This window comes from Paenibacillus puerhi, assembly GCF_009846885.1.
In the GTDB taxonomy this organism is placed as follows: Bacteria; Bacillota; Bacilli; order Paenibacillales; family NBRC-103111; genus Paenibacillus_G; species Paenibacillus_G puerhi.
This window is the reverse complement of sequence record NZ_WUWM01000005.1, coordinates 1-24366: the sequence shown is the minus strand read 5'-3', so window position 1 is coordinate 24366 and position 24366 is coordinate 1. Positions and strand designations below refer to the sequence as shown.

Here is a 24366-nt window from a genome sequence, read left to right as displayed (position 1 = left end):
CGCCGGAAGGACCTTCTTTCCTGTACCCGTTATTCCTATTCCCGTGCTAAGTGCTAAGGAAGCTTTACCGGCTCTGACAGTAAGCTTCGCAAGTCTTCCGTATGGACGGCCAGATGAATATTGTTCATCGTTCGCAGCGAGCCGGAGATGATCCCTGCGATCCGGCCGAACCGGTCGATGACAGGACCGCCCGACATGCCGCTCGCTACCTGTGCCGAGATGAGCATCCGCTCCCGTCCATTTACCTCTGCACTCGGGCTATTGACGATGCCTTCGGTAATGATAGGCGTATTTGCCATAGGAAAACCGATCGCAAATACCTGCTCGCCATAATTGACGGCTGTTTCCCTGACGGGCAAAAATTCGTAGGGCTCCCCGTCCCCTTGCTCGGCTGGGGGCAATTGAAGAATCGCCGCGTCCCGCTGTTCGTCGTAGCCGATCACTTCGATGGAGCTGATGACGCGACCGTCGCGGAGCGTTCCTTCGATACGCTCCGCTCCTTTCACGACGTGGTAAGCTGTCGCCGCCTTGCCCTCCGAGGACACCAGGACCGCTGTGCCTGTGGCTTTCAAGGAATCATCCTCGCGAAGTATCCGGAGATAGACCACCGCCTCTGCGCTTTGCGCGAAGACCGCCTCTGCATGATATACAGCGGGATTATCGGCCTCCGCATGCATCCATACCGCCGTGCCCGACAACAGGGAAATCAGTAAGCATAGTGCTGCGATTTTTCGTTTCATTGGGAGTGGTTCAGCCGCCTTTCCGGTGAATCTCTTCTTACTTGGCTGCCGCCATGATGTCTTCAAACGCCCAGTGCTCCGGTGTCAAATCGCTGAAGCGAGCCGGAGACTCCTTTTTCTTCGCCCAAATGATTCGATTGATCACCACGATAGCCTGGGCACGCGAGATTTCGCTGTCCGGCTTAAAGGAACCATCCGGGAAGCCATCGACGTAGCCGGCTTTCGTGAATGCATTGACATACCATTCCGACCAATGCCCGGCTACGTCGGTCAAAAACGTTTCCCCTTGAGCTCTTACATCCAGCTTGAGCACGCGGGACATCATCGCGACAAACTCCGCACGCGTCAGCCCGCGCTCGCCGCCGAACGTTCCGTCCTCGTAGCCGTCGATGATGCCGGCGGAGGCGAAGAAGGCCACGTTGGCTTTGGATGCAGCATCCACGCCTTTAAGCACCGTATCGACGCTCACCTTCTCCTTATCGAGAAGCGGAGACAGCGCGTCAAGCAGCTCATAGCGGGTAATGGCCGCATCCGGCTTGAATTCATGATTATCGTAGCCTGCTGCGTACTTGATCTCGTGGGCGTCTTTTTTCACCGCATACTTGGCGTTCTCTACCTCATAGTTGATCGTCAGGACGCGATCGTCCTTGTCGGTAATCGCCTTGATCGTCATGTTGCCGGTGATTACAATGTCGCCCTCTTTATAAACCTTGCTTTTCTTGGTCGGCGCGCTTCCGTCGGTCGTGTAGTAGATCACTTGCCCCTCGGGAGCCGTCAGCTTCAAGATGCTGTTCCTCGCCACCTTGGCGGGAGCCGATGCCTCGATAACGATCTTGCCGTCCCCTATGGCTGCCTCGATAACCGGAGGCGCTACGAAGATGCCGCCACCGCCCCAGCCTCCTCCTGACACCGTCCTCTTGGTCCAAGTACCGGACAACACTTGGCTGGTCTCCATGTCCTCAGCGATGGCGACGGCCTTGATCGTCGTCGTTGCTGTCAAGGAGATAGGCGCCGTGTAGCGTAGGGAGTTCGCGCTCGGCTGACTGCCATCCAGTGTGTAATAGATGCTCGCGTCAGGCTCATCCACCGCCAGGGTTACGTCCACCTTGTTATCAAACGTCTGACTGCCGGAGATGACTTTGGGCATGGGAACAGCTGCTGCGTATGGAGAAGACGGCGCATTCAGCACGATCGTTCTGCTCTCTCCGCCCGCTGTTACGGACAGTTCGGCCGAGCCTGTTGACTTCAAGGTACCGTTCACTATCCCTGCGCTATCACGGACGATGTGGATCGCCGCGCCCGCTTGCCAGTGAAGGGCGGGATCGGAGGTCAGCCCAAAGCGGCTGCCGATTTGGCTCATCAGATCATGATCCACTAGCGTCACGGCTGCCGTGCTCAGCTTGGAAGCCGCACTACCGCCGAATGCTTGGAGGGCGGGGAAATACCCTTGCGCAGCTCCCCATACTTTGCTGTCAAGCCCATCCGGCAGGACGGACTGGGTAAGCTGCTTGGTGTTCAGCCCCGTAGCTCCGGCTCCGGCTTCTGCCCCGCTCACGCGCTTGCCGTCCTCGTCATAATAGGCGGAGTCATTCTTCAGCGCTTGCTTGTTGAACAAGCTGCCGGTAACTTTCGCCTCAGCCGCCTTCTGTCCTGCGATACCGCCGTAGAGCGTTTTGCCTCGATGAATCTTCCCGTCGATCACCGAGCGGACCTCTCCATAGGCAAGCGCTCCGCGGATGGTTCCAGCTACCGCGAATCCGGCGATGCCGCCGGACTTGGCTGCCGCTTGGCCTTGAGCCTCCACCCTGCCGGATGCATACACATCACGGATCGAGCCGCTGCTTACGCCGGCGATACCGCCCGCTTCCGCATGCGCGCCCGTCGCCTGTACATCCGCGTAGGAGAACGATTGCTCAATGCTGCCGGACGCTGTCAGGCTGCCGGCGATACCGCCTGCTGCCGCGATATCCCTGCCTGCATCAGCCTTAACGCTGCCCGCCGCATAAGTTTGCTTGACGGTTCCTTCATTCGCTCCGGCAATGCCGCCAGCGTAGCTGCCTGCTGCCGTAACGGCCGCTATCGAAGACGAGCCTTCGATCGAGCCGCTGTTCAGCCCGGCCAAGCCGCCTACGCCCATGCCTCCGTCCACCTGAAGCGAGCGGACGGCAACGGCTGTCAGTTTATTCGCGTTAATACCGGCAGCCCCGCCTACGTTTCCAGCGCCCTTCACACTGCCCTGTACCTCCACCTGGTTCAGTTCGCCGTCATTGACACCGGCTATGCCGCCGATGCGCTCACCGGTACCCGTAACGGTTATTTGTACGTTGGAGCCGTTGATCAGGCCGCTGTTCGTCCCGGCCAGACCGCCGATTCGGGTCACGCCCTGAACCGTCAATTCCTTGCCTGTGATCGCGTGCAAGCCTTGCTTGTTCTCGCCTGCAGCGCCGCCCACATGCTCGGCGCCCTGCACCGAGCCCTGCACCTCGACTTCGGTCAGCTCGGCTTCGTTAAGTCCCGCGATACCGCCGACAAAGCTGTCTGTGCCGCTAACTGCCGCTTTCACAACGGAGCTGCCGATCGAGCCGTTGTTGGTTCCGGCTACTCCTCCGACATAGGCCGTGCCGTCCACCTTCAGATCATGCAGGTTGACTTGACGGATCGATCCTTTATTTTCCCCGACCAAGCCGCCTACGAAGTCGCGTCCTTGCATCTGACCGCTAACCTCAATCCCGTTAAGGGAGCCCTCCGCATGATTGATGCCTGTCACGATACCACTTCTTGACCCCGCGGATACTTGCGCCTCGATGATCCCCAACCGGGCCACTTTACCGCGATTCTGCGAGATAAAGCCCTGTTGATCGGCAGCTCCGGCAGCGATCTTGAGTCCCTTTATGGTATAGCCTTGTCCGTCAAGCTCGCTTGTGAAGCTGTCGAACGGCGTCCAAGGCTTGCCTTCCATGTCCAGGTCAGCGCCCAGCAAAATTTTGGAGATCGCTGGCTTCTGCGCGGCTGTTCGATCGAACAATTGGTAGTAAGCAAGTCCTGTATCCTGATTATGCAGCCAGACAAGGCCCGCAAGCTGTCTGCCGTTCAGGATGTTCCAGTCGGAGCCATTCTTGCTGTTCAAGAACGCAGCTTCCCGCTCGAAATTCCAGTCTGTAAATCCATCGAACGAAGCGGATACATCGCCTTGCGCATTGCCGGCAGCCGCTCCCAAGCTGTACCCGATCGGGTTCATAGCCGCCGTATGCCAGGATGACGTTACCTTGCCGTCACGGAAATTGTAGCCGACCAGCGCGCCCTTGTAGATGTTAGCGCCGCTAACGTTCACGGCCAGTGCCCCCGTCCGGGCGAACACCTCATCCAGCGTTCCGTCGTTGAACCCGGCGAAGCCTCCTGTATACGAGCGGGTCGATTGATTGACGCCCGTAGTTGTCAGGCTGTCCTGCGAGGCATAGGAATGCCTGATGACTGCGCCACGCTCCACGGCGCCCGCGAAACCGCCGCTTCCCGTATCGTAGCCGGTATTGGCGACTCGGCCTGCCGCATAGGCATCTGTAATCGTATAACGGTCGATGGAACCGGCAAAGCCGCCTGCATAAGAGCCGATAATGCCTTGGGCTTCTACGGAGCCAAGTGCATACACCCGCTCCATGGTGCTGCTTCCGAGATTTCCGTCGCCGAGAAGTCCGGCGAAGCCGCCCGCATAGAGGGTCGAGTCCTGATTATCATCTGCCACCTTAACCGGCATCGAAGCGTAAGCGTTCGTGATCTTCGTATTGTCCCCGCGACCGATCAAGCCGCCGGCATGCACGGCAGGAACCGCGCCTTGTTTCGCGGCCGTACGCCCTACCGTAAGGGTTTGACCGTCAGGAGACGAAGCCGACGTATAGTGGATTTCTCCTCCTGTCGAACGGCCAACGACGCCGCCGACATCATACACGACACTGGTACTCGCCGTGATGCTTTGCAGAGGCCGGGAGCTGACGATATTCCCGCTGCTTACACCTGCGATGCCGCCGGCTGCAGCTGCTTTCCCTCCGCGTACTTCGAGATCGACGTTCGTCTTCGCGTAATAGACCGAAGCATGCTCCAGCTTCCCGACGATACCGCCAAGCTGCAGGTCTGACCCGTTGTCGACGCCTTGAGCGATCAGCGGCTTCCCGTGTACAGAAGCCTCATAAATGCCCGGATACAAGGGTGCTCGTCTTCCAAAGTCGAACGCCTTGCCCCGATCCTGCTCCGCCACCGACATCACGCCTGCAATACCGCCAAGCGAGCTTTCGCCGGACTTCGCAGCAAACGTCACATTCGATACGGCTTCTACCTGATCCAGAATCGAATCTTGGCCGCTGCCTACGATTCCGCCTGACATGACCTGGCCGCCGGCCGCTCGGATCTCTACATCGGAGATCGCTTGATGCATGACCGTAGCCGCGAGCTTGCCCGCGATGCCACCTATCGTCGTCTCAGGACTGCTTTCCCTCGTAACGATCAGCAGCTTCTCGACCTTCACCTGGTCCATATCGAAGCTGTTCGTCCAGTTGCCGGTCTTCCTGCCGACCAAACCGCCGACCGTTCCCTCGGCCGTAAGCTGCTGGCCTGCCCCGGAAGCCGTAACGGTAACCTGGCTCATCGGATTGCCGGCCTCGGACTGTCCGGTCATGCCGCCGACCGTAGAGCCTGAGCCTGCGGCCGTGATCGAGCCCGTCGTGTAGGTCAAGGTCACCCGGTCCGTCTGCCCCGACACATGCTGGCCGATCAGGCCGCCCAGCACACTCTCCGGACCATAGGCCGCAAGGCTGTAGTCCATGCTGCGGTCTAATCCGCTGATAGCGCCGGACTGCTTGCCGACCAGACCTCCAAGCGTCGCACGCTCGGACGAGCTGCTCAGGACCGCTCCCGAAGACGTAAAGGAGAACAGTCCCTGCGTGAGCGCCCCCGTATTGTCGCCGATCAAGCCGCCTGCTACGGCATCGGCCCCTACGGCTTCGAGCTTGCTTCCGCTCTCCAGCGCAAGACTCACGTTCTGGAAGGTCCCGGTGTTCTTGCCAAACAAGCTGCCTACCGTACCTCCGCTGATCGTGAGATTCGGCAGCACCTTAATCTTGATGTTGGATACCTGGCCTTTGTTGTAACCGGCCAGCACCCCCGTGTTTTGAATGCCTGCGATGGAGAGCGGCTCCATCACCATATTCGTCACCTTGGCTTTCGCGCCGATCACCCCGAACAACCCGGAGTTCGAGTGATTCGGCTGAACGCTCAGGCCGTCGATCAGATAATGCCCGCCGTCAAAGCTGCCTTGGAATGTCGTGTCTTCGCTTCGCCCGATCGGCATCCATTGCTTGGATTGAATATGAATCGGATTCAGAAGCCGGATCGTCCGCCCTTCGAAATCAAAGCGTTCAACGCCGGTCACGGTCCCGTTGACCAGGGCCGCCAAGCCCGCCAGCTCCGCTTCGGTCTTAATATCGAAGGTAAAAGCGGCTTTGTCGCGCATGTACCAAGCGATATTGGCATTGACCTCATTGCCGCTGCCTCCGTCGCCGCCGGTATTGGCGCTGCGCTGAAGCTCGGGATACTTGTACTCCGCATTCACAGACCCGTATTTCCAGGTGTTCGTGAAATCCCATCCCGACAGTCCCGGGAAGGAAGCGCGGTCCATCAATGTCGAGGACAACAGCGTGCTGAGGCGAGCGTGAACCTGCAGCCAGCGATGGTTGCCGTCGGCAAAGTCAGGCAAGTCCTTGTTGATCGCCAGTGTCTCATCCTTCACATAGTAAGCCTTGTAAAGCAGCTCCTTGCTGGCATTGTCGTAGCGTCCGGCGAATCCGCCGGCATAAGCTCCGTTCTCCGCCAGAACATGAGCCGCGGAGTACACAGTCGATACCTGCCCGGATGTAATCCGGCCGAGGAAGCCGCCCGAGAACGAATCATTGCCCATAGCCGTCACGATGTTGCCTGTATAGGAGTTCATAATATTTCCGCCGGCCTGATCGCCCACGAGGCCCCCTACTCGGGAATGGCTGCCATAGGCGGTTACTTTGGATACGGAATGCGACTTATCGATCGTACCCGTGTTGCGTCCGGCAAGTCCTCCGAGATATACGGGAGAGCCCGTCGCACCGTGTGCATAACCGTTGACGTCGATATCCACATAAGAGGCAATGACCTTGCCCCGGTTGTCGCCGACAAAGCCGCCCGCAAGCGTACCCTCCCCTTCTACGGCCAGGGTGGAGTTCGAGTACGCATAATACAACGTGCCTGTCGCGGTATTGATGCCGGCAAGTCCGCCGATGATGCCGCCGCTTCCTTTGGAGGACACGGGAATTTTATCCGAGATGCTGTTGTTAGCGATCAAGCTGCGGTTTTCTCCGACCATACCGCCTGTGACGGAGGAGGGGGAGGCCACCTGTACAGATCCGACATACCGGCTGTTTTGAATCGAGCTTACACCCGCAGCCGGCGATGCCGCCGGATCCGTATCCTGCTTGTCGTTCACCCCGACAAAGCCGCCGACCGTCGCTTGAGCGGCCGTCGCATTAACCTTGATGTTCAGACCGTCGATAAAGTTGTTCGAGATAACCGCTGAAGCCGAGCTTCGGTTGTAGCCGGCCATCCCCCCAACGACCGATTGAGCGCCGTTAACGACCAGATTGGCTGATTTGACCGTCAGTTTATCCATTGCGGCCTGATCCTGGTAGGCGGCAATCCCTCCCAGATAAGACGAGGTTGCCGACTGCCCGCCCGTAATCAGCAGATTTTCGACATGGACGAATGCCGAGTCGCCGAGCAGCTTGCCCAGCTCGATGCGACCGACAAGCCCCCCGACCCCGTTCTGGGCCGCGCCCGCCGTCATGGTCACATAATTCGGGATAACTGCCTCTATTCGCGGATTCACGATCTCGGTCAGCTTGGCCGAGCCTACGATTCCGCCGACCCAGGATCGTTCTCCCATCGAAGAGATCAAAGCCGCCTCCTCGGTATGCACCTGAGGGCGTACAATACGTGCGGCGGCCAGCCCGCCGTCCGCGATATCCGAGCGGCCTGCGATACCGCCTGCTTCCGCTCCCGCCCCGCTTGTCGTGATGCCAATAAGGGAAGCGCTGCTTTCCATCAAGATGCCGCGATTTGTACCCGCAATACCGCCTAATCGGCTGTCCGCGCCGCTTGACGTGATCATGATGCTGCTTGCGGAGACCCTTGGCGTATCTCCAAGGTTTTCTCCAAAGACGCCGCCTACAGAGGCTCCAGCCCCTTGAGTGGTAAAGGTCAGCTGGTTAGCTTTCAGCGCAAAGCCGGCCGCCCCGGCGCCATCCGCAGCCGGAATACTTCCTGCCGCAACATCTTGTATGCCAATCACACCGCCCGCCTTCGCTTGCGCACCTTGGACGTTAAACGTGATCTGGTCTGCCTTGACATAAACCTTGGCCGAGCGGTTGTAGCCGATAGCTCCGCCCACCTGACTGCCTGCCGCCTTCAGGTCGATCAAAATATGATCGGCCGTCACAGGCGCCTCGACATTCCCGATTTGCGCGCCAGCTGTCAGCGATCCCGCCAGAGCACCGAGCGTATAGCCGCTTCTGCCGGCTGCCGTAATCAGCCCAATATGGCTTGCATGGCTGTTTGTCAGCGAGAACGTATTCGTATTCGCTCCGACAATACCGCCCAATGTGACATTGTCCTTGCCGCCGGCTGCATCTCTTGCCGCCGCCTCCAGCCTCACGCTGTACCCTTCCGTGAATGTCTCGTCTCCTACGGTAGCCGCCGTAATGGCGCCCTGCGCTTTACCGGCTACACCGCCGGATATGCCGCCTGCCGTCTGCAGGACAATAGTAGTCAGCTTAACGCCTGCCGTCTCGACGTTCCCGTTCATATAACCGACAACGCCGCCGGCATTTCCGTCCGAGCTTAGCTTAGCGAAGTTCGCAGCCGTATTTCCGATGCTGGCACGCTTGATCGTACCGCCGTCAACATAGCCGGCGATACCGCCGGTAAACGACTCATTTCCTCCGCCGGTCGACGTGATCTTGCCTCGGAAAGAAGCGAGATCAATCGCTGCGCGGTTGTCGCTATGGTTGACGTAGTAGCCGACGATCCCCCCCGTGCTCACCGTGCGGCCGAGCTCGGACGAGGCGGCTGTCACCGTAATTTCCTTATCGAAAAAAGCTCCGGTGATAACTTTATCTACACCCTCCTCCGGCACGACTCCGATAAGCCCGCCTGTGTAAATCTTGCTCTGGCCGCTGACCCGGATAGGAGCTGTGTTCGAGACGTTGCTGATGGTCTCGCCCGAGGTTCTGGCATAGGCCTTATTTCCAACAATACCGCCTGTGTACACGCCAGTACCGCCGCTTACCGTGATCTCGCCGCCGTTTACGTAGGCCTGATTCGCCGTGCTATCGAACAGAACGCGCTGCCCGGCGTAGCCGATAATTCCTCCGGTAAAGGCTTCGTTAGGCGCGGGAGCGCCTGCGCCTACCAAGATCGCTCCGTTATTCCTCGCGATTCCGGCGAAGCTCGCGTTTCCGCTCACTTTACCGATCAGACCGCCCGTAAATACTTGCTGCTGCCCGCTGGCTGATACCGGGGCCGGGTTGGTAAAGCCTTTGCCCCAGGCGAACGTACTGTTCACATAGCCTGCCAGCACACCGGTGTGCACATTCGTTCCGCCGTTGTTCGTGACAGGAGCTGTGTTCGTAAACGCGATGGAGAATTGCGGATTCGCCTGCTCGGTATCGATCGAACCGACAAGAGCCGACGCATAGGAAGCTTCGGCCGCTGCCGACTGAATCGTGACGGCTCCGGCGTTCGAGGTGGCATCGGAGAAATCGACTGCCGCTCCCGCCCGTCCGACAATACCTGCGGCATAAGCCAGTCTGGCATTGCTGACCTGAATAGAGCCCGTATTGCTGAACGGCGTGTTTTCGTCGCCGAGGCTCAGTCGCCCTGCTGCATGGCCGATGATGCCGGCTGCATGAGCGGCACCGCTGCTGTCCGCCTGAACGGCAGCCTGATTGCTCGTTTTCTTAATGACCAGACCGCCGCTTTCGCCATAACCGATAATACCGCCGGCCTCGATGTCAGGCCCTTTCGCGGCGATCGGCGCCAGGTTGTGGGAGTCCGATATGCTGCCTTCCCCGCCCCCGACGATCCCGCCGGCATATACATGCTTGGCGGCAAAGTCAGATTTGATCGGGATGAGATTCGTTACGCTATGAACCATACTGTTGTTGACCATTTTACCGACTGCCGAGCCCACATAACCGACTCTAGTATCGGGAACGGGGACAAGCTCCCAAACCGTTCCGTACGTTTGCGAGGTGACGGACTGCATCACATAAACAATGCCCGTTACGTTGGAGGAGCCGACTTCAATTTTCCCGCTATTCATGAACTTGAAGCCTTTGACCGTCCCGTTGTCCATGTACCCAACCAAACCGGCATAGGTCAGATTACCGGACAGCTTCATGCCCCGGATTTCGAACACGGCATTGTTTTTACTTACTAAGGCGCCGTGAAACGGATACTGATCCGTCCCGATCGGCACCCATTCGTAGGCGGCCAGATCGAGATTCCGGTCCACTTCCAATATTTTATTTCTAAACCCGTCGACTGTTCCGCTGTTCACCAGCTTGGCAGCCCCCGCCAGCTTGGCCGGAGTATCAATCGTGAAGGTCACATAATCCGAATTGTACCAAGCGGTATCCGCATGGTCGGTCCACTTCTCCGTATCCGCGTTCACGACGAACACGCCGGCCCAAACCATGACGGCAACCAATATTGCTGCAAATGCAATCCCGTAGACTGCTCTGTGCTTCCTTGACATCTGCACACCGCCCTCTTGAATTTGAAACAGGGAAAGGGGTCTACCCGCACCGGGCCGAACCGATTGGTGCGGGTAGACTTTTCTGCTACGAAGCTTACTTACTCGTGATCCACTGGTCCAGTCTGACCGCTATAGCGGCCGCCTGGGCCCGGGTCAATGCCCCGAGCGGATTCACGGTGCTGCCCTCGCCCTGAATAATGCCATACTTGATGCTCAAGGCCGTCTGCTTGCGCGCCCAGGCCGGAATCAGCTGCCGATCTTCGTAAACGCTGAGCAGCTGTTCGATCTCCTCATCCGCAAGCGCGCTGTTCATGCCCAGCGCCTCCATCAAGCGCCCTGCCATCGTCATCGCTTCTACACGCGTCAATGGAGCTTGAGGAGCATAGCTGCCATCCTCCAGGCCATCGACGATACCCAGCTTCGCAGCGATGGAGATGCTGCGGCTGTACCAGTCGCCAAGTGCCACATCTGTAAAGTCGGACTCCGCGCGTCTATTCATCCAGCCCGCTACACGAAGAAGCACGGTCGGATACTCGGCGCGCGTGATCCGGCTCTCCGGATCGAACTGCTCCTCTGCTTTTCCTTGCATGAACAGCTTGGCGGCTGCCGCCTCAATACCCGGCTTGCCCCAGAAATCATCGGCAACATCCGCGAAGATAGGTGCCGTGTGCAGGAACGCCAAGCTTCCGTCGCCCGTCAGCCGAGCTAGCAGGTAAGACTGGCCGTCTGCCGTCTCCAGCTTCCATGGCACTGTAGTCCATTCGCCATCCATTCCGCGCAGGATGACGGCTTGGATGTCACCTGCTTGAATCGAAGCGGGTACCGGCAATCTCACGTGGAGGTACGCGCTGCGGCTTGCCTCCGGAAGGTTCGTTACGATCTCGATGCCTTCGCCGCCTCCCAGCAGCGTGCCTTTCATCTCCGATGCCAGCTGCTTCATCGCGCGTATGGCAGGAGCGCCGTTCGGACGAATCTTGACCTCCAGATCATGCAGCATGCCCTTCAGCATATCCGGCGTCAGAACGAGGCTGGCCTGCGGCAGCTGAATACGGATATTCCGCTGCTTGTCAACCGCTTGCTGTCCGAGCGCCTTGTCGAAGCGGAATGAAAAATCCTTCACCGTGACATCGTCCGATGTGACGATCAGATCGCCCTTGCCAAGGTCGGCACCGCTTGCAGCCGTAACATGAACCGTGAGGGTGTCATTCTTACGCTCGGCCATGAGCGTTTGGTCGTTAACCTTGACCGAATCCTTGGACTGCGGAGCCATAGGTCCTCCGCCGCCTCCCCCGATAGTAGGGGTCCATACATCAGCCGTTACGATCGCGGATGAGCCTACGGCTTCTTGTTTAAGCGAGGTTCGTTTGGCCACCACTAGCTTATCTCCCGCCGCTGCAGACACGACCCCGTTCTGTGGAAGAAGGGTCCAGTCCTTGAGCTCGGCTTTAAAGGAAGGAATCGCCGCTCCCGCACCTTTCGCAAACACTTTATACACGAGTTGGTAACCGGACTGCTCGCCGGTATCTCCCACCTGAACTTTAGTCGCGTTGGCAGTGGCGTTGATTCGCTGCGTCGTCACGGTATAGCTCTCCATAGAAGTCGGAGCCGGCACTTTGACCGAGATAGCGAACAGGGTATCGAGCTCGGCCTGCGAGGCCGAGGCTTCGTCCTCCGCTTCCGTTCCGTGGGCGGCTACGTCGTAGTTAGCCTGAATCAAGCTTGCGCCCGTCGCCGTCCCCGCGGTTAGCTGCAGAAGCTTCCGGTCTTTACCGGTCGCCGCATCCTTCACCTGAACCTCCCGGATGCCTACAGCGTCACCGCTGCTGACCGAGTAAGCGACACGCTGGGACTGCTCCGGCGTCATTGGCACCTCAACGTAAATTGCCTTGCCGTCTTTATCTTTCCCTTGCCGCATCTTCAAGAATGGCTCAACGATGACTTGCTCTCCAGGCTTTAAGGCATCGATTCTCTTGATCACCAATGCCGCAGGCGCCTTGAAGCTGCCGCTCGACACCGCTACCGAAGCTCGATTCTCGTTCCCCGCGCCATCGCGGGCCACGAAGATCAGCTCGGCGTCCGGCTTGTCCACTAGGACAGGCACCGATCCGGCAAATCGGCCATTGTCCGCAACCGGAATACTAACGCCCGTTCCTTCGGCAACCTGATCCACGTAGACGGTCAGCTTCGCATCCTTCGAGGTCGTACCCGCTACGGTCACCTTGTCATGGATCGTTCGTTGCCCGCTGGTCGGCTCGTCCAGGTACAGAATCGGAGCGCTCGTATCAACATTCAGATACATGAACGTTACTTTCCGATCCTTCGTCCGCTTATTCGTCGCCCTCAGCTCAATCCCGAACGTACCATCCGTTTCGAAGGAGTCAAAGGCGATTGTCCCTTCACTGACCGAACCGTTATTCACGAGCCCGGTTTTTCCTATGGATTGCTCATTATAGAAAGCTTCGACCTCGATATCGGACTGATCGGCATACAGATGAATCGTTGGCTTCGTCTGATTCGTCAGAACCTCCAGGTAATCCGGATAACTTCCGGCCGCCAGACCCAGCTTCGGCTCCGCCGGTATAGGCAGCAGCGTATTCACGCTGTTCACACTGTCGGCAAAGTGGTACTTTTCGCTGACAGCTTGATCTTCCGCCCGCCGGGTTGCAGATGCTACGCTGAGTACGTAACGTTGACCCGCTTCCAGCCCCAGATACGTTTTCTTCTCGTCGGCTGCAGGCTTCGGACCCGTAAGATCGGTCGTGTTCACCTCGGATGAGTTCGAGAATTCCGTCCATCCTCCAACGAGTATTCCTTCATACTTGCCGCTGTTTGCCTTCCAATAAGGCTTCAGCTCGTCTTCGGTAAACAGCTGCTCGGCAAAATTCGGATAGGCCGTCAGCTTGCCGTTCGTCTCCTGCATGGCGGATATAGCGTAGCTATGCTCCGACGCTTCCTGCCCCGGCTTCTTGGCCGCCGGCCGGAAGGATACCGAGAACAGCCCATTGCCTGCCGGCTCGATGTGAAGGTCTTCTACCTCGCCTGGCGCCAGCGGATCAACGATTCTGAACCTTTCCGCGGACGTCTTCGTTTTGAACGAAGCCGACGACTTGAGCGCCGCGCGCAGGTAGTAATCGCCCTGCTGCAGGAGACCGCGAAGATCCTCCCTCTTGCCCATCAGCTCCACGTCGCTGACGTCCACTACAAGCTCTCCGCTCGTTATAGCTCCATTCAACGTGCCCGAATCGACCCTCACCTCTTTGGCGATCAGTACGCCGGGCTCGCCCGGATCCAGCACCTGTTGACCATTCACCACCGTTGTGTCGCTGGTGACCGCATCCTTCGTCAAATACAGGTCAATCGTATCGCCGCTTCTGGCGTTCTCTACCTGCCACGAGGCGGTAAATTTATTCGGATCCGTACCGTGGGCTGCAATTCCCACCTGCTTGAGGTCCGCCGTCATCGGTACGTTGAGCAGCCTGGAGGCCACCGGCTTCATCGAGGTAAGCGTCCAGGTTCCGCCCTCTTGCGCTTTCGCTTGCGGAATGATGATGTACGCCTTGCGAACATCGGCCTTTGTCGACGATTGATCGGCCGGAATGAACTGAGTAAAGGCGTTGGCCGCCGGATTCGTGTTCGTATTATCGAACATCACCGGATACAAAGCTCCGCTCTTATCCTTCAACGTAACGGCAGGCACTTCCGCTTCGTCGTACTCGAACTCGATAATGGCATTGCCCGACACGCCTCCCATCGGAACCTGATGGGTACGTCCTCCATCCTTCACGTGAATGCCGCCGATACCGGCCTCCATCGCGCTGTTTTCCACCAATTTGACGCCTTCGGAAATATCCCTGTAAACAATCTCGTGATTATCCTTCTCCGCATCGATCCATGACGTGGCGACCGTGCTCATCCCCTGGCCGATAACCATCAGCTGCGGTCCCTTCTCGGGATCTTCAATCAGCAAGTGCGCGAAGCCTTCAGGCAGGTCCTCCTGCGAGGTGCCGAACTCCACGCCTCCGCCCCAGTAATACGTGATGCCGAGCGAGATAAACAGAATGCCTACACTGCCCCAAACCTTGTCATTGTTCAGACCCAGGAACACGCTGGACAACGGCATGCCGCCGACTACCGGAACGCCGTTTGGAATCTGCAGCCTGGCTCCGATATAGCCTTCGAAGTCGATGCGGCCCTTCTCCAGATTTTGACCGACGAATATACCGGCTTTCCCCATAATGACGCCCCAGCCGCCGATATCGATCTCCGCTTCCACTCTGACGAACCAGGGCTGGAACCACTGAGCCTCCAGCAGCGCCTTGGTGACCATGTTGATCTTCTTGTCGCCGTCCGGATTGGTTGACAGGTCCAGCTTACCCAGAATCGCGAGTCCAGACCGCTTCACGGTCATGTCGACATTCCCGATCAGGAAGACGGGCTGCACGCCGAACCGCGCTTCGACTCCAGCTTGAATCACGAGCGGAAACGGCTCATCCTTCGTTCCCCCGGCGATCGTATCGGCCAGCTCGCGAACGGCTCCTCGTACGGCCGACAAATAAGTGGCGCCTGTAATCAGAACACCCGGTTTCCCCAAGGTCGTACCGAATGCCACCACATCCGGCAGCACACGGCCATCCCTTACCTGCTTGAAGGCAAGCTCGGCCTGAACCTCGAATTTACCCTTGACGTCCGCTTTGAAGCTGATCCCGTATCGATTGGACACATTGGGCACAGACTGCACATAATGGATGACCGTGAGCTCTCCGCTTGCCTTGCTTTCGCCTTTCTTCTTCTCATCCTTTTCCTTCTTCTTCGACTCAAACAATCCGAGGTCCTTGCCAAGATCGAACTTCAACTGAGCGTCGACCCCTACAAAGCCTTTATCGTTAAAGACGACATTCCGGACTTCCCCGTCGACGATCTTCATCGACAGCTTGCCGCCGAAGGAAATGCCGCCGGGACGCAGGATGAAATCGTTGAACGTGAAGCCGAAGCCGCCAACCATAAATCCGGGAGCGGCAAACAGGCTATGTTTGTTGAAATAAACATGGGTCAGCATCAGCTGCCGCACCGGATTCAGCCGGTCCCCGAGCGCGCCTGTCGCCCAGCTTATGGTACCGTTGAGGCTGTCATCCTCCGGGTTGTCTTCATCCGGGAATATTTCATGGCTGCTATCCGTCAGGCTTGGCGCCAGTTCCTTCTCAAAGCCGTTGAAGAAATCAAGCGTCCATTCCCCGGAGTAGAAGACGAAGCCGCTGTTCGCAACGCTTAATTTCCCTTCACCCTTCACAAATAAGGAATCAAGGAAAGGTATCTTATCATAACCGGATATTTTCTTCGGTATATCGAAGATATCCAGCTTGCCCCGGACAAAAACCATATCCTTGCCCTTATAGGCGACCGCTTCGTTGATCAGGGCAGGCTCGGTTTTCGTATCGACGATGACCTGCTTGTCGTCGCCTGTCCCGACCTCCTTGATCATCCCGCGGATATCGACAAGCTTGGTGCGAATGAAATTGTCATTCGCATCTTTTTCCTTAAAGAAATCCGTCATTTCCTTCTCGGATTCAAACAGCCTGTACTGGTAAGCAGGAACCTTCTTTAAGGATTGCTCCGAAGTAAATTCATCTAGTTTGAATTTAGGATCCAGCAGCTTGCTTCCCGGACCGACGATATCCCTTTTTATTTCCTTCAAAGCTTTTACAGCGTCGTTGAGCAACGCCCCCGATTGAAACGCCCTTCCGGGAAATGCCTCATTGATCTCATCCAGGTATCTCCCGTTCGTTGCAGAGGTCACGCTGCTCAGATCCACATACTGCTTGTATACGGCCATCAAGCCGGCCTCGCGGATCCGGGATTCCTGATTGTTCGTAACCTTAAACGTTTGCTTGGTTATGACGTCGTACATCGCGGCAATTTCTGCATCGCCGCCCGTATCGCCGTTAAAATCGATCTCCACCTGGTACTCGCCAAGCGGCAGCTCCGGCCCGAGACCCGACTGCATAACCTGGCCCTTATCGTCGACCAGATCTCCTCCCCGGTAGGTGATGCGCATATCCCCCGAGAAGCCGTCATCCGCCGGCTGCATGATGACAGAATCCTTCACTGGCACCTTATACCGCTTGCCTGTCGCCTTTTCCTTGAGATAAAGATCAAAGTTAGGCGGAACCTGGGCATTGCCTGCCGTGTACGCCTCAATATTGGTCATATTGACCGTAATATACTTGACGTCCGTGCTGTACAGCTCCTTAGGCGCCAACCCATATACATAGGTCGGGGAAGCTTGTCCTATCGCAGGCAGCAGCACGAAGTTGCCCTTGCTGGATTCATATTGGGCCTTCAGTCCTTCATCCTGGATACCTTCGATCTCCTTGACGGTCTCCGGACTTTTAGCTGTCAGCATATATTGCTTGGAGGTCGGCCACGGCCGGCCCTTGGCTTGTACAAGGAAGCTAACGGAGAGCGTATCGCCGGGCTTGTATTTCGGTAATATGCCGTTTTCCGCCTCTTCCTTAGTTGCCTGTTTGCGGTACGTAAACTCCTTGCTGCGGTAGGCTTCGATGATCGGTTGGCCGGAAGCGTCCCTGGCGGGCTCGCCCGATTTTTCATCACGCCTGACGAAGTTCAGTCCGCTTTCCAGGGAAAGCTGGGCTGTCACTTCGCTATGCTCCATATGGAACATCGCCAGGTTCTCGATCTCGGCCGTAATCTCGAAGATGCCTTCGCCCTCATAAGCGCTATTATCCGCATTCGTTCCGAGCTGCTGCGGAGGGTCCATGAAGCGAATGGAGAACACTTTATCCGGTTCAATAATTTCACCGAGTCCGTACACCGTCTCGAACGTTTGCACCGCCTTGTTGTCCAGCGCTTTCGGCTGCCAGTAGAAGGCGACCGCGGAATCGGCCGTGCCGTAGTCGTTAGTGTCGCGGGTAAAATCCAGATTGCCGTTCGGCGTGTAATCCCATTTGGTATTCGCAAGGCCGTTCCAGTGGCCGACGATCATCTCATCGACCAGCCGGATATTGCCCTCATAGATATTGTTGAAGCCGTATGCGACCACATTGGTCGCAAGCGGATTGGTCAAGTCAAACTTATCTCTCATCACCCAATAGGGAGGGATTTTGTAATAAAGCCGGTCTTCCTCCGAAATATTCGGATCATCCTCGGGGTTGTGGACAAGCTTGCGCTCCACCATCAGCGGAACGCGGTAGCCGGTCCCGATCTGGAACTGCGGCCCGTCATTGCCCGCCACCTGCGTATCGAGCAGAATACGGGTTCCCATCTCGACCTGGGCGCCGCTGTTGTTCAGCACCTCATATCGAATGTTGACATTCCCGGCATTCAGCTTATCTTCCGTATTCGCGTACAGCATCAGAATCTGCTTGATGGCGACGCCCTTGATCGTCCAGACCGTCTCAATCTGCTTGGTCCCGTTGCTGTTTTCCACAATTTGCGGAGACGTGATTTCCGAGAAGAAATCTGCCCCGAATTTGTACGGATTACCGAAAATATAGTCGGTCCCGTCAATCCGGAAGCTGGTGAACGAAGTGTCCGGGTCGTCTCCACGGAACAGCATATTGACATTGTCGTCTTGCTTGCGGATTGGCTGACCGTCTACGGTACGGATTCCAAAACGTCCGGTTTGGTTGTCCACCGTTATTTTTATGAACTTGTTTTCCAGCACCGTCACTTTCGGCTGTGACATCACGGCAGCGAGAGCCGAAGTCGCCTGAGTGAACGTACTGAGCAGTAAAAGCAGTGCCAGCACGGTCATAAGCGTTCTCTTGAACAGCTTCACATGAGTGCCTCCTGTCTATATGGATGAGAAAGATTAATCCTTTTTGCTAATGAAGAACGTTGCATACTCGCGCTCCCGTTCCTGGCTTCTGACGATCAAGGTGTACCAGCCGGCTTTCGGGAAGGTTACCTGGAAGTCGCGGTTTACCAGCTCATCATAGGTCAGCTTCGAAGCGATCGTCTTCATCTGGCCTTCACGGAACAGACCGGAGTAGTAGAACAGATCGAAAGTACCTCTTTCGTTAACCTGCTCCTGACCCTGACTGCCTATTTTCATCCGGTTAAACCCGGTAATCTTGAAGCTTAGCGTGCTCCGATCGAAGAGAGCCGACTCTGCGCTGGAAGCCGAGATCAATTGATCGTTGCCGAAGATCAGCATGCCATCGGTGTCAACCACGACGACCTCCTGCACGACCGTTGCGACATTACCGACCTGATCGGTCGCGCGGTAAGTAACGTTTTGACGGCCTGCCTTGGCGAGATCGAGCCCGCTGATCGTGACCTGGATGTTTTCGGAAGCTGATACGTTATCGCGAACGGTGTAGCCGCCCAAGTCTTTGGCAAAGTCGAAGTCAGGCTTGTTCCGGGCTATGCCTACCGTCGGTGCATGCAGCGTAATCTCCGGCGCCTTGTTATCCAGTCCCTTTACCGTGACCGGGATCTTATTGATATTGCCGAGCAAATCGGATATGGCGATCACGATGGAGCCATCTGCGGAGAAAGTACGCGTTACGACGAAGCTGCCGTCCGGCTGGCTTCTCAAATTCGTGTAGTTTTCCTCCGCATCCTTGGAAGGTGCTGTTCCTTCGAATACCTGGTTCGGCGCAGACGTTTGGCCGCTTACGGCCACTTGCATCTTCCCTTTGGCATACAGCTGCCCGTTGATCAGCACCTTGCTGCTTTCGGGAACAGGATGGCCCGCCTCGTCGATCAGCGTATACTGTATGGCGTCGGCCTGAGGCGGAGCGCCGATCAAATTCGTGACGGCTTCCCTCACAAGCGTCATATTCCCCAGCTTGTCGTATACCATAAATTCAGCCGTACCGTTATCGGTCATGTAGATGGTGGATCCGGTCGGCACGAAAATTTCTTTATCGTCTTTGGAAGGTCTCTCCACCGTCAGCGTGACTCCCGCTGCATAGAGGATGCCTCCCGACTCGAAGGTTGCATATTCCGTTCCGTCAGACTTCGTATAAGAACGAGTGACGATCGCTTTCGGCCCTTCCCGATCAATCGAATTCACGGTATAGGAGGCTGTGCCGCTGTTGCCCGCTTCATCCAGAAACTCGAAGGCGAAGGTGCCGTTTTCCTTGAACGTGTACGTATTGCTTCCATTATTATTCGTAATGCGCACCGGTTCGGACGGCTTCAGCTTCACGATCACGTTGCCGCTCGTGATGTCTTGCTCGGCCAGCACTCTCTCTACCCTGCCTGTCGGCGGAGTGCTGTCGATATTGCTGACAACCGCGTACAGCGTCGCTTTGCGATCCGGGTTGCTCGTATCCGTCAGGTCAAAGGAATAGTACCCGTTCGCTTTGACGTGGAAGCTGTTTCCGCTTCGTTCAAGCGGGGAAGGATTGACGGCCGAAGGAACCACCTTGATGCCAAGCGGAGCGGCGATATCGATATCGACTCCCGTAACCGTACTGACAGGACTTGTCGTGCCAAGCGTCACAAGTGCGTAAACCGGTTCTACCGGAGATACTTTTGCCGTATCGAGGGGCTTGGCCGCACCGATCGTACCCTCGCTGCCATCGGACTGGGGTCCTGTTTTATACCGGACCAGAATTTGTCCGTTCTGCACGTTGCCCGCAGGAACCTTGATCGCAACATAGTTCGTGTAAGGCTTCCATCTGATCCAGCTCTTGCCGAAGTCCGGCGAGACGGAATATTCATAACCGGCTTTGTCCAGCACATCGAGGCTGAGCTGAATGATAGCCGTATAGCCCTCTTCCCGGTCCCCGAACACGTAGAGGAGGTCGGATTTGGCATCGGCCGGAGGCTGAATCACAGGCTTGGAAACTTTGAAATAGCCGCTGCTCGCGGTAACCGCCTCATTGCCGGCCATGTCCCGGGCATACACATACAGCTTGTAGTCTGCCGATTCTCCTGGATTCAGTCCGGCCGCATCGATCACGGCATAACGTTCACCGTCAGCCAGCACCTTCCACGCCAACGAGCTCGCATCCGGAGGCGCATCGCCCTGCTTCACCCATTGATACTTGCTGAAGGCAAGCTCATTAAGCTCATCGCGGGCTGCGAATTGAACCTCTTGTCTGGCTCTCGGATACAAATCCTCGTCCGTGCTGAATACTACCTTCGGAGGCGTATTGTCGAACAAATAGGATTGCAGAAAATAATAATAGCGGTCGGCTGCCGTTTCCTTCACGGTAATATGCAGATACTGCTTGCCGTTCAGCGCAGGGTCCGCTGGCACGATGTAGGCATAGCCTCCTGCGGAGCCTGCCGTCCCTTCCAGCTGCCTGTACTCGCTGGCGTCCGGCCGGGCCGAGCTGTAGCTGTAGGCAGAGCTGACCTGGTAGGGGTCGGCCAGCATAAGCGCCATGGCTCCGTAAGTCGATCCCGTTACCGTCCGGGCATAGGTCGAATAGGTAACGGAAGTTACGTTCAATGTCTGCGGATTGTTTAGATAGAACGTGACGTCATGGCTTTGCAGATAGCTTTTCCCGTCGCTTTCCGAGAAGCTTCCCGTGACTAGCGCCTTGGAATTGACCGTGGCTGCCACGCTTGACGTGACGGGCGATTCATTGCCGAGCAGGTCGACCGCCTTCACATAAAGACGGTAGCTCCCATCCTCCGCAACCTCGTTGCGGGTACCGCTGATAAAGCTGCCTCCGACGAGAACGACTGGCTTCCAGTCGATGTCCTGCAGCTCGCTTCCTTCCATTACCCATTGATAGAAGCTTTCCTTCAGGCCGCTATGCGCATCGGTGATCGTCATCGTCACCTCGACGTTGGCCGAGCCGTCGTTGACCAGATTCGACAAGCTGATCTGAGGCGCCTGATTATCCAGCAGTATGGGTTTGCTGCTGTGCGTCCAGTTCGAGTCGGCATGTTTGAAATCTTCCAGCTTCCATACGTTCAGATCGTCATATTGCCCAACAGCGGCCAGCGCCTTGTTGTCTGCATAAAACTCCTTATCGGATTCGGAGCCTTGGTATTCGTCCTTCCAAGCCTTGTACTGATCGGGATGCTCCTTCTTATATTCCTTCATCTTCTTGTACTGCATCAGCTCCCGGGCCGTATCCCATGTCATGTCGGCGGTCCAGGCATGCAGATACCAGACACCGCTGCCATCCGCTGTGAACGCTTCGGCCGGAGGTGCGATCATATTGGTTTTGTTGTTCGCGACGCTTAGATTCAGACCTGGAAACTTACCCGGGTATAACTCTTCTCTGGGCTGCTTGGCCGTTAGAGAAAACCGCTTGAGCGCAGCGTACTGCTCATCCGTTTCCAGCGGATTGGCTTCGCTTCTCGTCCAGGTGTAGTACACCAGTCCGACCGCCGGCGAGGACGGTCCCGTCATATTCGACGGACGATAGATGCCCCGGCTCGGCCGCTCGAAATTCGTCACGGGATGATACTCCGGGTCGAGCACCGGTATCGCCACCGGCGGATCGTTGACGTCAATCGTAATTTTACCGCGCTTCTTGAATATGGCATCCGTCGCTCCATCATTCTCAAAGTGGAAGCCAATAAGAGGGGCCGTATTATCGACCGACAGCTTGGCCCAGTCGATCTTGGAGTTCACGTTGGAGAAATCCCCCCGTTCACTGCCCGCAGGCGCAGGCTCCGTTCTCTCCGGGTCTATGTCCTCGTGCAGTCCCTCGTAATTGGCCGGTTGAATCAGTTGGTTGCCGGCGTAGTCTTGAATGACATTTTTATCCTTGGCCTGGTAGTTGCTGTCCGGGTAATTATCTTTGCGTTCATGCGTCAGGGCAATCGCCTTGAGCAGCGGAGTTTCAACTTGAACGCCCGGCGGTACGACCATCCGGAACCTTACATTCGGCGTACCGTAGCCCAGATTGGCATTGTTATCGCCATCATAGTAATAAGCTCTCATTCCGTTATTGAAGAGCAGGTACATCTTAGCCGGATCAAACGGGTTCCCGTTTCGGTCATCGCGGGCTACCACATCCTCCGTGAACTGTACCGTAAAGTCGAGAACATCCTGATCGTTCACGGTCGCGCCTGTTACGATCTCCGGCTGGATCCCGTTGCCCGACTTCGAATATTTGGGAGCTACGGCGTCAATGATGACCCGGTAACCGCCTTTGTTGAAGTCGAACGGGTTAGGCACGGCCTTGCCCTTTACCTGCTCCAAACTGGAGTTGCTGCCGGGAACCGTTGCTCCGATTGTCTTGGCCGCATTCCCCGCCGCATCCACCAGAACCACCTGATTGAGCTTCTCTTCCAGACTCAGATCGATAAGTCCCCGATTAACGTCGGGAGCCTGATCCGTCGCTTTGATCCGGGGCTCCACCGGCCTATTCCCGCTATGATGGAACTTGGCGGCGGTATACGTATAAGTAATGCTCTGCCGGAGAGGCGTGTCCAAAAATTTGCCTGTGAAATCGGAGGACTTGTAGGACTTGTTCATCATGTACTGCTCCTGCCCGCGCGTCGGCAGCAGGTCGTCCGAAGGCGTCACGTACAACGGGTGACGAAGGAAGAAGTCATGAAGCTGGGCATCCGCTGCTAGAACGGAGGGTCTGACCGCTTTGCTGAAATTGTAGGAAAGCGAGACGGTTTCCTTCGCCTTGGCGAACAGCTCGTACTCACCCTTCTTGTTCTTTCGTTCTACTCCGCTGCCCGTAAACGTATAGCTGCTCAGCTCGGGGCGGACCTTGTCCTGGAATTTGATGAACAGCCCGTCAATGCCGGCATCCTCGTCCTCTACAAAGGCGCCGATATGAATGACAGAGTTGGCATGGAACGTTCCCGTTTTTTCTCGGTGGCCGATCGTTCCTCCCCCGCTGTGACCGCCTAAAAGCTCCACGTTATCTACACGAAAGGAGGCAGCTGAAGCCGCTGTCCAGAATAAACCCGAATCATAGATCAATCGATCCCAGCCGACCACAATCTCCGCGGTTCCGCCTGCGGCCATCTCCCTTAGCAGCGGGTTGTCCTTGACTCGGATTTCAAATTGAACCGTAGCCCAATCGCCGGTCGATCTCATTCCCCCATCCGCATAAATCCGCATATCCTTATCGGTTTCGGTTTGTACGAAACCCGGAGAGCCTGCAAAGCCCGAGCCGCTTACATTGAAGTTACGGAACGCATTGCCCACATCCTCCAGCTTCGTGGAGGCATTGCCAATCCGGGTGCCATCGAGAAATATGGGCTGATCTTTGGAGCTCTCCGCTCCATACGCTTCGTCCAGCCCCACGACGGGGAACAACGAAACAACCAGGCATAAGATTAAAGCTGCCGAAGTCCACTTGGACGCAAAACCGTTCTTAATCAAGAACAGTACCCCCTTCTAAAGTCTTATAAGCAAAATACTAAGGATGATTTCGTCTGTCGCTTTGTTTCCAGATTTGTCGAATCACCGCATCTCTAGAACCCCCTTAATCGGTCGGTTGCTATCATTCCAATCAAGCTTTCCTGCATTATAAACAATTGCCTCTAAACAAATTCTAAACATTTGGAAAAAACTATGGGAACATACCGGCTAGTACGGCCAGATTATAAAAAAAATGTCGATTCTACCGCTTTATTCACATGAATCCGTAAAGCCCCCCCTGCCTGTATAGATAAATAGGACTATTCGCTCTGTCCAGTATAGCAAGCTATTCTGACGGCTTACTGACAGCACAAAAAAACGGAAAGGAACCGTTACCGGTCCTTTCCGCCAGATTGACGAGAAACCCCTAGTGTTAGCTGGATAGCTCATTTTTTAAAGGATTATTTTTCAAAAAAAAGAGATCGCCCTCCTCATTGAACCTGTTTATCCAGGTGGAGAGCGATCTTTTTCATGTT

General features: G+C 56.5%; 4 protein-coding genes. All 4 read right to left on the bottom strand.

Translation table 11 applies throughout. The annotated features are described in order from the left end of the window. Positions 1 to 53: 53 nt before the first annotated feature. Positions 54 to 740, bottom strand: a complete 687-nt coding sequence (locus GSF01_RS05755; protein WP_159882084.1) for a S1 family peptidase — start codon at positions 738 to 740, stop codon at positions 54 to 56. A gap of 37 nt (positions 741 to 777) precedes the next feature. Continuing rightward, positions 778 to 10569: a chitobiase/beta-hexosaminidase C-terminal domain-containing protein gene (locus GSF01_RS05750; protein ID WP_159882083.1), complete on the bottom strand. Its 9792-nt coding sequence runs from the start codon at positions 10567 to 10569 to the stop codon at positions 778 to 780. 94 nt (positions 10570 to 10663) lie between these two features. After that, positions 10664 to 18364 (bottom strand): S-layer homology domain-containing protein, encoded by a 7701-nt coding sequence (locus GSF01_RS05745; protein ID WP_159882082.1) that lies wholly within the window; start codon positions 18362 to 18364, stop codon positions 10664 to 10666. A gap of 33 nt (positions 18365 to 18397) precedes the next feature. Next, a complete protein-coding gene (locus tag GSF01_RS05740; protein ID WP_159882081.1) occupies positions 18398 to 23851 on the bottom strand; it encodes a hypothetical protein in 5454 nt (1817 codons plus the stop codon). Positions 23852 to 24366: the final 515 nt, after the last annotated feature.

Coding starts and splice junctions, on each gene's coding strand:
- GSF01_RS05755 (WP_159882084.1), bottom strand. CDS start 740: ATGAAACGAAAAATCGCAGCACTATGCTTACTGATTTCCCTGTTGTCG.
- GSF01_RS05750 (WP_159882083.1), bottom strand. CDS start 10,569: ATGTCAAGGAAGCACAGAGCAGTCTACGGGATTGCATTTGCAGCAATA.